Origin of the sequence: Vibrio sp. La 4.2.2 (assembly GCF_027586995.1) — a bacterium.
Lineage (GTDB): Bacteria > Pseudomonadota > Gammaproteobacteria > Enterobacterales > Vibrionaceae > Vibrio > Vibrio mediterranei.
In genome coordinates, this window is the sequence record NZ_JAPPTJ010000001.1 from 645,983 (window position 1) to 659,618 (window position 13,636).

A 13,636-nucleotide genomic window follows, 5' to 3' on the forward strand; every position below is an offset into this window, starting at 1 on the left:
ACACTGAGTGAATCGATCATCCTATTTTCATCATTATTATGGCGAGTAATTCACCCCCCCTAAAGAGTTAACCATAAAGAGTAAGTAATGATGAAAAAGCTTGTACTAACCCTCTGCGTCACCACTTTACTTGGCTGTACAGCTAAACCACTGAATCAAGGCGCTAGTACCGTCCGCGCTATGAATACCGCACCCGCACACTGTGAGTTTCTTGGTGAAGTTGATGGTAGCCAAGGTAACTGGTTTACCGCCGACTTAACAAGCGATAGAGATATCATTATTGGTGCCCGCAACGAGATAAAAAATCAAGCGCATGCACTTGGTGCAAACGTCGTAGTCATTAAGAAATCTGTCGACAACAGCAATGCAGGAATTTCTGGTTACAAGAGTGGGAGCTCTGCCGCTTTATCTAGCACAAAAGGTACTTATAGCAGCACGCTGATCGGTGAAGCATTTCGTTGTAGCAAATAGCTAGTAATACCCTGAAAGGCATCATTTAAAGCGCAAAAGACGTGCTCTCTCAAACGTTTCATTAAACGGGCCACATTAGGTCCGTTTTTTTATTTACACTTTTATTTCAATAACATATGTAAACAAACCCGCAACAATGTGACCCACTTTTGAAATTTACACTCTCATCAGATTATGCAAACTTTTTCCTACCCAGATCAGTATTTGGTTTGCCATTGATACGCATTATAACTCTGTCGTTATAAAAAAGGAGTTGTTATGTTTTATGTTCATATGCTGCTACTTTTGGCAGTAATATTTGTAGGTATTCGGTACGGTGGTATCGCTTTTGGTTTGCTAGGCGGACTGGGCGTCTCCATTTTAAGCTTCTTCTTTGGTATCGCACCGGGACAACCGCCCATCGGTGTTATGCTTATCATCCTTGCTGTCGTTGCGGCTTCCGCTACATTGGAAGCCACAGGCGGCCTCAAACTGCTAGTAAAGTACGCTGAAATCTTATTGAGAAAGCATCCTTCAAAGGTGGTTTTTCTCGGCCCTCTATGTACTTACTCTCTAACAGTTCTGGTCGGAACCGGTCACTCTGTTTACCCACTGCTTCCTGTTATCTATGATGTCAGCATCAAGCGTGGAATTCGCCCCGAGCGTCCAATGGCCATCTCTACCATTGCGTCGCAAATGGGTATTACTGCAAGCCCAATTGCTGCAGCGGCGGCTGTAGTTATGGCGACAGCGGCCACTAACAACTTGGACATTACTTTAGGTCAGGTATTGCTCGTCACTATTCCGGCGACTCTTACTGGCGTTCTCATCGCGGCGACGTGGAGCCTTAAGCGTGGTAAAGATCTTAACGACGATCCAGAGTTTTTAGAACGTTGTAAAGATCCACAGTTTAAAGCGCAATTAATTGATACTAGTGAAGCAAGTACAGGTGCTGCTGGACAACAAGAAGATCAAAAAGCAAAACGAGGACTGACAGTCTTCTTGCTCGGTATTCTAACGGTTATCTGCGTTGCTATGTTTGGCAAAGATTTAGGACTACTGCCTGATGGCGTGAGTACATCCACAGCACTGCAATTTTTGATGCTGTCGGTTGGTGCCATTATCTTGCTAACCACAAATGTTGACCCGAAGAAGATCGTCAATACCAATGTGTTTATTGCTGGTATGAGCGCTGTCATTATCATCTTTGGTATTGCTTGGATGAGTGACACCATCATTGCTCACAACAAACCATACATTATTAGCTTGGTTGAAGATGTCGTTCAAACTCATCCTTGGACATTTGCTATCGCCATGTATGCCTCTTCGGTATTCCTTAAGAGTCAAGCTGCCGTTCTAACCATCATGTTACCGCTTGGTTTTGCTTTGGGTATTCCTGCAGAAGTACTAATCGGTGTACTACCGGCTTGTTACGCTTACTACTTCTTCCCATTCTATCCGTCAGACTTGGCAGCCATCACGTTTGACCGCTCTGGAACAACGAAAATCGGCAAATACATCCTGAATCATAGCTTCTTGATCCCAGGTTTCATCGGCGTATTTGTGGCAACTTGTATTGGTTATGCACTATCTACCGGCGTATTGCCAATCTGGTTATGGGCTATTGCGGTTGCTGGATTAGCCTTCGCTGTAAACAGCTATATGAATCGTTTGAACAGTGAAACACTTAAACTGGCTTAGTCGATAATCACCACACTTCAAACGGAGCTATTTAGCTCCGTTTTTTTATATAGATGCTAACAACCACTCTTCGTAAAGCTCGCTGTACTGCTTTTAGCCAAAATTTACACCCTGTAGCACATTGTGAACCCTCTCACAGGCAGCAGAATCCTCTCTTAGTTTTCAATTAGTTATTTTTGCGCTTGGTGTCTGTTATGCCCATAAAATCCACTATGTAGCAAAAATGTTACAAAACCGACTATCACTGCCCTTCTTTGCTAAATCCTTGAGTCAGTTTCTTTTTCTTCGCTAATTAGCCAAATTTTATAGAGGAACCGCGTTTTACCAATAGAAAGCTCCTCATCATAAAAGGAGCGCAATGACTATCAAAAGGAAACCTACATGAGCATCAATTTTAACCCTCTCGGCACCGACGGATTTGAGTTTGTGGAATATACCGCAGCAGACGACAACGGAATTAACGATCTCAAACGTCTATTTGATTCCTTGGGGTTTGCAGAAATTGCTAAACATCGTTCCAAGGAAGCTTGGCTATACCGCCAAGGTGACGTTAACTTTATCGTCAATGCACAGCCTCACAGCCAAGCAGAGGCATTCGCAAGAGTGCATGGCCCTTCTGTGTGTGGAATGGCCTTTCGTGTAGAAGATGCAGGTAAAGCCATGGCTCATGCTTTAGAAAATGGTGGTCAACAATACGTGACCGAAATTGGTCCAATGGAACTCAGTATTCCCGCCATCTATGGTATCGGCGAAAGCTTACTATATTTTGTCGATCGTTATGGCAGCAGCAGTATTTACGATGTTGATTTCAAATTCTATCCCGATGCCGACAAGCGATTGGCAGAACAAGACGTGGGTTTATACGAACTTGACCACCTGACCCATAATGTTAAGCAAGGACACATGGATGTGTGGTCAGGATTTTACGAGCGTATTGGTAACTTCAGAGAAATTCGTTACTTCGACATTGAGGGAAAACTGACGGGTCTTGTCAGCCGAGCTATGACCGCGCCTTGCGGAAAAATCCGAATTCCAATTAACGAGTCCTCTGACGATAAATCACAAATTGAAGAGTTCATTCGTGAGTACAACGGTGAAGGGATTCAGCACATCGCTCTGACAACCGATGATATCTACCAAACAGTACAAACGCTTCGCGAGCGTGGGATGGACTTTATGCCAACACCCGATACCTATTACGAGAAGGTTAACGATCGTGTGGTAGGCCATGGCGAAGATGTTGATCGTCTCCAAGACTTGAGAATCCTCATCGATGGCGCTCCAATGAAAGACGGCATCTTGTTGCAGATCTTTACGCAAACCGTTATTGGTCCAGTGTTCTTTGAAATCATTCAGCGCAAAGGCAATGAAGGGTTTGGCGAGGGTAACTTTAAAGCGCTGTTTGAGTCCATTGAAGAAGACCAAATTCGTCGCGGGGTACTTAATGATGCGTAAATGGCCAACGTTCCCTCACAGAGAGGGAACTTACTCCAAACAGGCGCACGCCGATTTTCCTGAAGAAGCCATCTACGAGCGAGAGGCGGGTCGCGAGGGGTTCTTTGGTCCCGCAACCCACTTCCATCACCAACATGCTCCTACTGGCTGGACAGAATGGGAAGGCGAGCTCAAACCGCGTGCTTTTAACCTCAACAATATACAGAGTGCGCAGCAAACATCACCATGGGCGATACCCACCGTACTGGAAAATAACGAATGTAAAATTCGAGTCTGGCGACTGCAAGACGCCATGTCCCACCTCGTTCGCAATGCTGATGGGGATGAGCTGTTGTTTATTCATCAAGGCAGCGCTGACCTATATTGCGACTATGGTCATCTAGAGGTCTCTGACGGGGATTACGTCCTGATTCCCCGTTCCACTAATTGGCGCCTAGAACCGCATAGTCCAATGTTCTTATTGATGATCGAAAACACAGGGTCGGCTTATGCGTTACCTGACAAGGGTATCGTCGGTCAACACGCGGTGTTCGATCCTGCGGTTCTTGAACCACCAGCCATTAACGACAAGTTCAAAGCTCAATACAGCGAAAATCAAACTCAAGTACAGCTGAAACGTGGTGGAAAAGTGAATGTCATCACCTATCCCTTCAACCCTCTGGATGCAATAGGCTGGCACGGTGATTTGTCAGTGCTAAAACTCAACTGGCGTGATATTAGACCTTTGATGTCGCACCGTTATCACCTTCCTCCTTCAGCACACACCACCTTTGTTGGAAACGGCTTTGTGGTCTGTACTTTTGTCCCTAGACCGATTGAAAGCGACCCCGGAGCCCTGAAAGTACCGTTTTATCACAACAACGATGATTACGATGAAGTGCTGTTCTATCACGCGGGCGATTTCTTTAGCCGTGACAATATTGAAGCGGGGATGATGACGTTCCACCCAGCAGGCTTTACTCACGGACCACACCCGAAGGCCTTCCAAGCCGGAAGAGAAGCCAAGAAAACCTTTACTGATGAAGTGGCAGTGATGATCGATACCCGCAACGCGCTGCATCATAGCCCAGAAGCGGCAAACGTTGAGAATAACCAGTACGTCTATAGCTGGAAAACAGGAAAATAATATGAAGTTAGCCACATTAAAAGATGCCTCTCGCGACGGCCAACTCGTCGTCGTGAGCCGTGACTTATCACAGTGTATTGCAGTGCCTGATATCGCGAACACATTGCAATTCGCACTCGACAACTGGCAACAGACCAAACCTCTATTGGAAGAGGTGTACTTGGGACTCAATCAAGGGATCTTGCTTCAAGCTATGCCATTCGACCAAAACCAGTGCGAATCACCATTGCCAAGGGCCTATCAATGGGCGGATGGGTCAGCCTATGTCAATCATGTCGAACTGGTTCGTAAAGCCCGCGGAGCAGAAATACCAGAAAGCTTTTGGACTGATCCGTTGATGTACCAAGGTGGCTCGGACGCATTTCTCGCCCCAAGAGATCCCATCGTCATGGCAAGCGAACAATGGGGCATAGACTTTGAAGGCGAAGTTGCAGTTGTGACCGGCGATGTCCCAATGGGTTGCTCGACCGCACAAGCCTCTGACGCTATTCAGTTGCTGATGCTGGTCAATGATGTTTCGCTTCGCGGCCTTATCCCACAAGAACTCGCTAAAGGGTTTGGTTTCTTTCAATCGAAACCATCCTCGGCGTTCTCTCCCGTTGCAGTCACGCCTGATGAATTAGCAGATGCGTGGCAAGATAACAAAGTGCATTTACCGCTTGTTTCTGTCTACAACCGTGAACCTTTCGGTCACCCTAACGCTGGGACCGACATGACATTCGACTTTGCCCAATTGGTTGCTCATGCTGCTAAAACTCGTCCTTTGTCAGCTGGCACTATCGTTGGCTCTGGCACCGTCTCTAACAAGCAAGGGACAGAATATGGCACCTCTATCGAAGAAGGTGGCGTCGGCTATTCATGCATTGCAGAGCGGCGCATGATAGAGACCATAAGAGATGGAAAACCAAGCACATCGTTTATGCATTTTGGTGACACGATTAAGTTGGAAATGCTCGATAAAAACGGCCACTCCATCTTCGGTTCCATTGAACAGGTGGTGGAAGCATACAAGGATTAACCATGACTCAATTTGTTCTGTATGAGTATTGGCGCTCGTCTGCCTCTTATCGGGTACGAATTGCTTTAAACCTGAAGCAGTTACCTTACCTATCCATGCCTATTCATCTGCTTAAAGATGGCGGAGAGCAACATCACGCCATGTATGCAGAGCTCAATGCCAACGAGTTAGTACCGACGCTGGTCGATAATGATTTTGATGGTGAAAAACTGGTACTGAATCAGTCTCTCACCATTATAGATTACCTAGACGAACGTTTTCCTCGGCCGCGGTTAACGCCCGTTTCAGGCCGCGAACGTTATCTCGTTACTGCATTGGCTCAAGACATCGCTATCGATTTACATCCCATCAATAATCTACGCGTTATCCAAAAGCTCAGTCGAGACTTTGATTTGAGTGAGGCGGGTAAAACCGAATGGATGCAATATTGGATTGAACTTGGTTTTCATGCACTAGAGAAAAAGCTCATCGATGTGCATGGAGAGTATTGTGTCGGTGATAGCATCAGCTTAGTAGATGTTTGTCTGGTCCCTCAGCTCTACAACGCAGAGCGGTTTGGCGTAGACATGAGCCCGTTTCCAATCATTACATCAATTTGTTCGAAACTTTGTGAACATCCAGCTTTTGTTGCCGCAGAGCCAGAAAGGCAACCCGATGCCAGTTAATGAAAAAGACCAGCGTCAAATGCTGGTCTTTTTTTGCTATTCAATAAATTAGGCCAGATTAGATGGCGGCCAAGGTCGATGCTGCTCAGAGTCGACCCATTCCTGTACCCATTGTGGCGTTTCGTTGTCTGCAGGACTTACGCCTGCGGCATCCACTACATCAAGCGGCGCAACGATGCCTTGTTTTGATGTGACACCCGCTCGAATCAAAACCGATGAGCAAGGCTCGCCTTTCACCCACATAGACTGTTCGAGGTAAAACCACTTGTCATCTGTTGCGACGCATTGGGTTTTCATGGTGATTTTATCAAACATGTGGATGCGCTTTCGATAACGGACTGAGCTGCCTGCAACGACTAGTCCCCAACGTTCTTTCTTTAACGTCGACATCAAGCCACATTTTACAGATAACGCCGTACGTCCGAGATCATATAAGGTTAGTATGCGGCCATTGTTGAGCTCAAGAAATAGATCGATATCCCATGGGTGGCAGCGAAATTGGATTTCATCTTGTTGTGTGTAGGAAAGTGTTGGCTGCTTTTTTGATTGAATAATGGTTTTTGCCAACCGGAAAAAAGGGTACATAGGGTTACTCATATTACTGATTGACCTATAAACATAGACCTAATTTGGAGGTTTTACTCTAATATCTCTTATTTTTGTGAACATAACGTTAACTATGGCAATCAATACCTGTAACATTAAGATTTTACAAATCGTGGATTGAACAATGACGATATCGCCAATTGCTGTGCGCCTCACTCGCGGAACTGATTTGAAACAAGCATTGCATAAGCTGGTTGCTGAACACCAGATCCAAGCGGGTTCCATTGCCTCATGCGTCGGTTGCCTGTCACAAATATCTATGCGTTTAGCAGGAGCAGAGCACACTCTTAAACGCTCTGAGCCATTTGAAATTGTCTCTGTGATGGGAACTCTGACGCCTGAGCATCAACATGTGCACATTTCTGTCGCTGACAGCAAAGGCAATGTATTGGGAGGACACCTCTTAGAGGAGAGCATCGTTGATACGACAGCGGAGCTCATTGTGCATTGTTATCCAGAACTGGTGTTCGAACGTGAGATAGACAAAACAACTGGGTATACCGAACTTCACGTTATTTCAAAGGATTAACCGTAAAAGCCACATCCAACGTAATATCTATTAGTGGATTATACTAAGGCAAAGCTTTGCTAAGATTGAGTCAAATATAAGGAACATTCATGATCGCTAAAATCATTATCACGCTACTCGTTGTACTCGTTGGATACATGTTTTACAAAAACAGTAATGCCCCCTCTTACCTCGGTATACACAATGGCAAATTCGCCCCTATGCCTTCCACACCTAATGCAGTCTCATCACAAACTGATGACCCAGAAAAATCAGTGGATGCACTGAGCTTCAAAGACCTAGACTCAGCCAAACAAAAAGTAGTCTCTGTGCTCAGCACTATGGGTGGTAATAAGATCGAAGAAGACGACGGCAACTACCTGCATGTTGTTTTCACCACACCGACGATGAAGTACAACGACGACGTCGAACTGTATTTCGACACGAATAGTGGTCTTTTACATTACCGTTCTCAATCGCGAACAGGATACAGCGACAAGGGATTGAATCGAGAGCGTTACAATCAGTTTAGTACTCTCTACAACGAGTAGTCCTGCCGTTCGGTAACCTCTAGTAAAAGTTTGCTGCATCGCACAGCCGAGATTCTAAAATATGTTAGGATGCGATTACATTAAGATTTGGGGCATTAACAATTTGAACAATAAAGTAAAAGTCCTATTTGTCGCTCTCGCTTTAGGCGCAGGTTTTTTTATTCCTAACCTGCTAAAACACGAACCTTCTGCTGATGTTGATCTCACCGATTACTGCATGCTTTCACAGCAAGTGTGCGAACAGCAGGGAGTCAAAATGAAGGTAGACTCACCACGCGTCACACCTCTAACACCTATTACGGTCGAAGTATTTTGGCCAGAGTCTGACGCACCTAATTTGAACATCTCATTGCAGGGAAAAGAGATGAACATGGGAGTGGTAAAGTTTCAGCTAGAAATGATCAAGCCTGATGTGTACCAAGGCGAAATCATCTTGCCCGTCTGTGCTGAAGATTCAATGACATGGTACGGCACCGTCTCCAACGGTGATAGCGATATTAAGGCAGCGGTAAGGATGACGGCACGATGAAAAAACTCTGGATTGGCGCACTAGTTGGGGCATTTGCTTTAGGTTTTGGTGCTAAATTACTAGTGGACAAGCATAATGAGTCATTACTGCATCAAGCTGAATTGGATCAGTTGGCGCAAGTGTCTGAGTCCGTACTTTTTGGAGAAGGTGGTAAACCTGTCGCCATCTTTGATCAAGCTGATCCTAGAACTCGCATTGTGTACTTTGGCTTTACTCGTTGTCCCGATGTATGCCCTACCTCGCTCGCCATGCTCGCTGGAGCGTTGAATCAAATCGACGATGAAACCAAACAAACACTCAGACCCATGTTTGTTTCCCTTGACCCGGAGCGGGATGCGGCAGAAGCCTCTGCTGAATATGCGCAGTATTTCCATCCTATGATTGAGGGGTTGTCAGCACCTTTAGAGGTCACTAAACCACTCGCTCACAAATATGGGGTCATCTTTCGCAAAACAGAGCTGGAAGATTCCAAACTAGGCTATACCCTCGACCATAGCTCATATTTCTATTTCCTAAGCCCAGACGGTACGCTTATTGAAAAAGTACCGCATACTTTAACTCCTGCTCCTATCGTTGAAGCCATCAAACGCATCAATGCTCAGGGATAAACTAACGACAACAATGGACTAAACCATGAAGCTCAACAAATTGATACTTCCTCTACTTGCTCTAGCACCGCTATCTATGGCTCACGCAGCTATTGACGTCAACGACGCATATGCACGTGCAACGCCACCCAACGCCACCACCAGCGCCGTGTTTGCTACCATCGAGAATACTGGCGATAAAGATCGCGTTATTGTAGAAGCGGCGTCACAAGCTTCATCTGTCGTGGAACTGCACGATGTTATTATGGACGGCGACGTCATGAAGATGCGTCAAGTGAAGAGTATTACTGTACCTGCAAACGGTCAGACCATCCTTAAGCCAGGCAGCTTGCATATAATGCTGCTAGACGTTGAGAAACCAATGAAGGAAGGTGAGACCATTAATGTTGAGCTGACCTTTGCTAATGGTGAAGTTCAAGTATTAACCGTGCCAGTGAAAAAAGTCATGTCAGGCATGAAGAAACACGCTCATCACTAAGAACTAAAAGGCCAACGCCACGAGAGGGTTGGCCTTCATTCTGATAAATTAATGCCCCTTCTTTGCGCTCACTAAACTAGACACCACTACAGCCATATAGAACACACCCGTAATCGCCTGTAAGTATACCGCGACCTCTGCAAGTGGACTGTTAGGGCTATAGTCGCCATAACCCAGTGTGGTTAATGTGACAAAGCTAAAGTAAGTCACTACTGAGAAGTTACTTCCCCATTTATCTGAGTGCTCAATCCCATTGATTGCTGTTGGGTTAAAATTAATCAGCAACAAATAAATCGCAGCCCAACCAAGCCCCATCACTAAGAACAAGGCAATGGAACCCACTAACTTATTGTTGTCAATCTCGGAAGAAAGCAAAATCTGATGAGCAGTCGACTGAAACACACCATAGAAAAACGCCAACATCAGTACTAACATCGCAACATTTGCGTGTCCGCTATCAAAGAAGGTGTGAGTAAGGATCGCAATAAGCATCATGATACTGACACTAACCAAGTATATATACCAACCTTTTGAAAACTTCATACTAATCAAACAAATAACAAAACTGTTTAACACTACAGGCTTCAACAAAAAGTCAAGATCATCGCCGGGGAGCTCACGCGAAAGAGCACCTATAATCAGAATAAGAATGAGAGAAAGTGTGAAAAAAATGAAGTTGTTAGATTCATTGATTGATCGCATGGCTACCCCAATATGATTGTCTAAATCGTCATCACCACTATTCAGTGAATAGCAAGCTAATATTTTTTGTAAATAACTGAATATTGGTACTAATCTAAAGAATGTCCCCTAACAAATTAGAATAGTAATAAGCAAACGGAGTTGCCAATGCGTCTACCAATTATATTGGTGTTAACAGCGCTTGTCGTTGGGTGTAGCAGCAGTCCCCACGACAGTACCATTCGTGTTAATGAATCAAACTATTTACAGGCGAAAATCGGCCCCAGAGATGAAGCCGTCAGCCTTATTAATGAACCATATCGCATTTGGGGAGACCAAATACCGAAAAACCTTAAAGTACTAAAGGAGAATTATGACGATAAGGGTAACCTCGACCTTTTGAAGAACGCACCAGATGCGCCAAAAGTGATTGGTGATCGTTTCAATGTTCTCGTACTTTCCGGTGGTGGTCCTAGAGGTGCCTATGGTGCTGGCGTGATTAATGGCTTGAAGGATAAAGGGGAACTGCCTGAGTTTTCTCTGATTACGGGAGTTAGTGCTGGCGCCTTAATTGCTCCATTTGTTTTCGTTGGCGGTGACAAGTACGACGAACTCAAAACGGTCATGTTAGGCCTGAACGATGACATGATGTTAGGTGGAACCAGTATTTTTAAGATTCTGTTTGGAGACGCATTCTCTGAGGGAGACAACTTCTACAAAATGGTTCAGAAAACCTTTGATGATGAATTTATAGAGGAAATTGCAAAAGCGCACCAATCGGGCAAACGTATGTTGATTGGTACTACTCACTTTGACTCTGGCAGACAGATGATCTGGAACATAGGACGTATCGCTACCAGTGATCTACCCAATAAAAAAGACATTATTCATCAGGTTCTTGCAGCTAGTTCATCCATACCTGGAGTCTTTCCCCCACAGTTCATTCCTGTTAAGTACAACGGTCAGTCTTTAGAAGAGATGCATGTGGATGGTGGCTTATCCAGTCAACTATTCTTCGACCCAGTGGGCTTTGATTTCACCAAGGTGACCAAGGCACTCGGATATGCAAAACCTCCGCATATTTACATCATCCGTAACGGACGATTAAGAACTGAGTTCAAGTTCATCGAGGACGATACTGTCAGTTTGGCAGCTCGCAGTGTAGATAATTTAATACTCGCCCAAACTAGAGGTGATGTGTTTAGGGAAATGTACATCTCCAAAAAAATAGGCGCAAAGTTGTTCTTAACTTTTGTCGATGAGGATTACACTCAAAAGCCTCAGGACGGTAAGTTTTTCGACCCTGAATTTCTTAAATCTTTATACGACTATGGTTACGAAAAAGCAACCAGCGAAAAAGTTTGGGTTAATGAAATCCCATTGATTCGCCAATCTCCTTAGTATTTTATCACTTAAAAAAAACCGCTCTTATCGAGCGGTTTTTTTTTATTCCTCAGAAGCTTCAGTGTGGTTACGCTTATGAGTGTTATGGTGCGCTGTTTTATGATGGTGGTGCGTGGGTTTATGCACATTGTGGCCACCATGAAGATGACGATGCTCATTGCTTTCTTTGTCTTGGAAAGCTAAATGATCTTTGTTGTGTTTGTGCTCGACTTCGTTTCCGTACTCGCGCATCATTTTTTCATGTGTCGCTGATTTTGTATGTTGCATTGACATGGCTAACCTCTTCTAAAAATTATTTGTATTCGACAACGCGAGCAACGTAATCTGTGATTTCAATGTCACCGATGCTGTTCTGATATAGGTCTACAGAAAAGAAATCAGGAGCATCTTTAGATACTTGACTCTCTACTTTTTTAATTAGGTTCTCAAAGTTTGCTTCGCTGTATACAGTGAATGTTTTTACTTTTTCTAAGTTGTTGGCTTTCGCTTGATCTGCCGTAATGTAGGTATCACGATACTTTGCAGAAAGTTCATCCACACTGTCAGTAATGGTAAAGCCATTCTGAGTATTACTTACAATATATACATCATCAGAAAGCTTAACTTCTTGGATGCCTTTCATTGCTGTCGCCATTTCTTGTTTGTTATGGTTCACATCAGACATGTGCTGAAGTGATTCTGCGTAGACGCCAGATGAAAAAACGACTAAAACAGGTAGTAGATATTTAAACATAATAAGTTCTCTTGTGGTCATGTTGTGCGATGAGATTAATTTCTCATGCTTTGTTCTCACTTAACAGTGAAGGTTCTTTAAACGTCAATTAAGCCTTGTTTAACTGAGTTTAAAAATAATGTCTCACCCCTAAGGTGAAGGCGATATCTGTAGAGTTATCCATATTAAACAAGTTCTCGGTACCCGATATTTCTAATATGGTATTATCCCAATAATAACGATAACCTAGGGTCGCTTCATTGACGTTTTCTGAAAAAGCCGTCTGGTTTAACGCACCTTGATATAAATGATATTCTGCAATAATTTCATGGTTAGAAAGGAATCGATAACCATAACCAATTGCACCTTCCCAAGTGAATTCTTTGAAATACAGATCATCATCAATATTTTTATCGGCATGATGAACTACTCCTAACGTCGAATAAATAGAGTGTCCACTTTTTGCGTATGACCAATTCAATTGTAAGTTTTGTTCAAAGCCACCTGATGAGAATTCGTAATCACTTTTATTGTTGTAATATAGCGACCCACCGATTGCCAATGCCTGATGTTCAGATTCATAAAGTGAATACTGAAGATACAGCGACACGGCGCTTTCCAGCGTATCGCCTTCAAAGTTGTTGTTATGAACACCATAGGTATCGCTATCGACGTTGAAGCTATCGTCTTCGACTTCGTCACGCCCATCAAGCTTCAGTCCAGCAGCATTATGGAATGACTTCACCAAACTATCTAAATGGTTATTATGGGCCCACGCAAACTGATAGCGTAGCTCAAGCTGTATCTTATCTGCGGGTGACCATTGCACCCCCGTCGTTATTCTATTTTGGTAGTAATCCATTTGGATATCATCACTGGTGATCCAAACGCTGCCGAAGTTGTACGTTGCAAACAGTTCGGTTTTATCATTAGTAAAACCGCTACGAAGTTGTGTTGCCAGCCCTAATGACTGTACTGGAGCTTGAGCATCTACTTTTAATGGCGATGATTTAATATCTTCTGCCATTGCATAATTGGTACCTAATAATGTCCATATCACTAGGCCTATGAGAATGTTTTTCATCATAACCTCTGATATATATAGTTCTCAGAAAATTAACTGAGAAATTAAAATGATAGTTAA

At 44.0% G+C, this 13,636-nt stretch carries 17 protein-coding genes; 12 read left to right on the forward strand and 5 right to left on the reverse strand.

Annotated elements, in window-relative coordinates; all coding sequences use genetic code 11:
* Positions 1–87: 87 nt before the first annotated feature.
* The 6 genes from OH456_RS02920 (at position 88) to maiA (ending at position 6,415) form a co-directional block, all read left to right on the forward strand.
* Positions 88–471, forward strand: a complete 384-nt coding sequence (locus tag OH456_RS02920) for a DUF4156 domain-containing protein (protein ID WP_270032759.1) — start codon at positions 88–90, stop codon at positions 469–471.
* Positions 472–729: 258 nt separating this feature from the next.
* The gene (locus OH456_RS02925; protein WP_270032760.1) at positions 730–2,151 is read left to right on the forward strand and encodes an anaerobic C4-dicarboxylate transporter; all 1,422 of its coding nucleotides are present in this window, start codon (positions 730–732) and stop codon (positions 2,149–2,151) included.
* 381 nt (positions 2,152–2,532) lie between these two features.
* Positions 2,533–3,606, forward strand: coding sequence for a 4-hydroxyphenylpyruvate dioxygenase (gene hppD / locus OH456_RS02930; protein WP_096444005.1), 1,074 nt, complete (start codon positions 2,533–2,535; stop codon positions 3,604–3,606).
* Positions 3,599–4,732 (forward strand): homogentisate 1,2-dioxygenase, encoded by a 1,134-nt coding sequence (locus OH456_RS02935; RefSeq protein ID WP_270032785.1) that lies wholly within the window; start codon positions 3,599–3,601, stop codon positions 4,730–4,732. The genes hppD and OH456_RS02935 overlap by 8 nt, the downstream gene beginning before the upstream one ends.
* 1 nt (position 4,733) lies before the next feature.
* Positions 4,734–5,750, forward strand: a complete 1,017-nt coding sequence (locus OH456_RS02940; RefSeq protein ID WP_252039406.1) for a fumarylacetoacetate hydrolase family protein — start codon at positions 4,734–4,736, stop codon at positions 5,748–5,750.
* A 2-nt stretch (positions 5,751–5,752) separates the two neighbouring features.
* The gene (gene maiA / locus OH456_RS02945) at positions 5,753–6,415 is read left to right on the forward strand and encodes a maleylacetoacetate isomerase (RefSeq protein WP_088877724.1); all 663 of its coding nucleotides are present in this window, start codon (positions 5,753–5,755) and stop codon (positions 6,413–6,415) included.
* 48 nt (positions 6,416–6,463) lie between these two features.
* Here the strand turns inward: maiA and OH456_RS02950 are convergent, their stop codons facing one another.
* Positions 6,464–7,012 carry an acyl-CoA thioesterase gene (locus tag OH456_RS02950; protein ID WP_270032761.1) on the reverse strand — a complete coding sequence of 183 codons (549 nt, stop codon included), beginning with the start codon at positions 7,010–7,012 and terminating at the stop codon, positions 6,464–6,466.
* A 133-nt stretch (positions 7,013–7,145) separates the two neighbouring features.
* On the opposite strand from OH456_RS02950, the gene OH456_RS02955 reads away from it, so the two are divergent.
* From OH456_RS02955 to OH456_RS02975, 5 genes are all read left to right on the forward strand, one after another.
* Complete coding sequence (locus OH456_RS02955) at positions 7,146–7,550, forward strand: PPC domain-containing DNA-binding protein (protein ID WP_006070197.1); 405 nt, start codon at positions 7,146–7,148, stop codon at positions 7,548–7,550.
* An 89-nt stretch (positions 7,551–7,639) separates the two neighbouring features.
* Positions 7,640–8,080, forward strand: a complete 441-nt coding sequence (locus OH456_RS02960) for a DUF1499 domain-containing protein (RefSeq protein WP_031494477.1) — start codon at positions 7,640–7,642, stop codon at positions 8,078–8,080.
* Between the two features lie 103 nt (positions 8,081–8,183).
* Positions 8,184–8,609, forward strand: coding sequence for a hypothetical protein (locus OH456_RS02965; RefSeq protein ID WP_031494475.1), 426 nt, complete (start codon positions 8,184–8,186; stop codon positions 8,607–8,609).
* A complete protein-coding gene (locus OH456_RS02970; protein WP_006070200.1) occupies positions 8,606–9,217 on the forward strand; it encodes an SCO family protein in 612 nt (203 codons plus the stop codon). Before OH456_RS02965 ends, OH456_RS02970 begins: the two co-directional genes overlap by 4 nt.
* Before the next feature lie 25 nt (positions 9,218–9,242).
* Positions 9,243–9,695 carry a copper chaperone PCu(A)C gene (locus tag OH456_RS02975; protein ID WP_006070201.1) on the forward strand — a complete coding sequence of 151 codons (453 nt, stop codon included), beginning with the start codon at positions 9,243–9,245 and terminating at the stop codon, positions 9,693–9,695.
* A 48-nt stretch (positions 9,696–9,743) separates the two neighbouring features.
* Here the strand turns inward: OH456_RS02975 and OH456_RS02980 are convergent, their stop codons facing one another.
* Positions 9,744–10,238: a potassium channel family protein gene (locus OH456_RS02980; protein WP_231896665.1), complete on the reverse strand. Its 495-nt coding sequence runs from the start codon at positions 10,236–10,238 to the stop codon at positions 9,744–9,746.
* Between the two features lie 306 nt (positions 10,239–10,544).
* On the opposite strand from OH456_RS02980, the gene OH456_RS02985 reads away from it, so the two are divergent.
* A complete protein-coding gene (locus tag OH456_RS02985) occupies positions 10,545–11,777 on the forward strand; it encodes a patatin family protein (protein ID WP_006070203.1) in 1,233 nt (410 codons plus the stop codon).
* 45 nt (positions 11,778–11,822) lie between these two features.
* On the opposite strand, the gene OH456_RS02990 is transcribed toward OH456_RS02985, so the two are convergent.
* The 3 genes from OH456_RS02990 to OH456_RS03000 all read right to left on the reverse strand — a co-directional run bounded on the left by OH456_RS02990 (position 11,823) and on the right by OH456_RS03000 (position 13,576).
* Entirely contained in the window at positions 11,823–12,053 is a 231-nt protein-coding gene (locus OH456_RS02990) for a hypothetical protein (protein ID WP_006070204.1), read from the reverse strand.
* Positions 12,054–12,072: 19 nt separating this feature from the next.
* Positions 12,073–12,513, reverse strand: a complete 441-nt coding sequence (locus OH456_RS02995) for a hypothetical protein (RefSeq protein WP_051868401.1) — start codon at positions 12,511–12,513, stop codon at positions 12,073–12,075.
* Between the two features lie 109 nt (positions 12,514–12,622).
* On the reverse strand, positions 12,623–13,576 hold the full coding sequence (locus OH456_RS03000) for a DUF3187 family protein (RefSeq protein WP_006070206.1): 954 nt from the start codon (positions 13,574–13,576) through the stop codon (positions 12,623–12,625).
* Positions 13,577–13,636 lie beyond the last annotated feature (60 nt).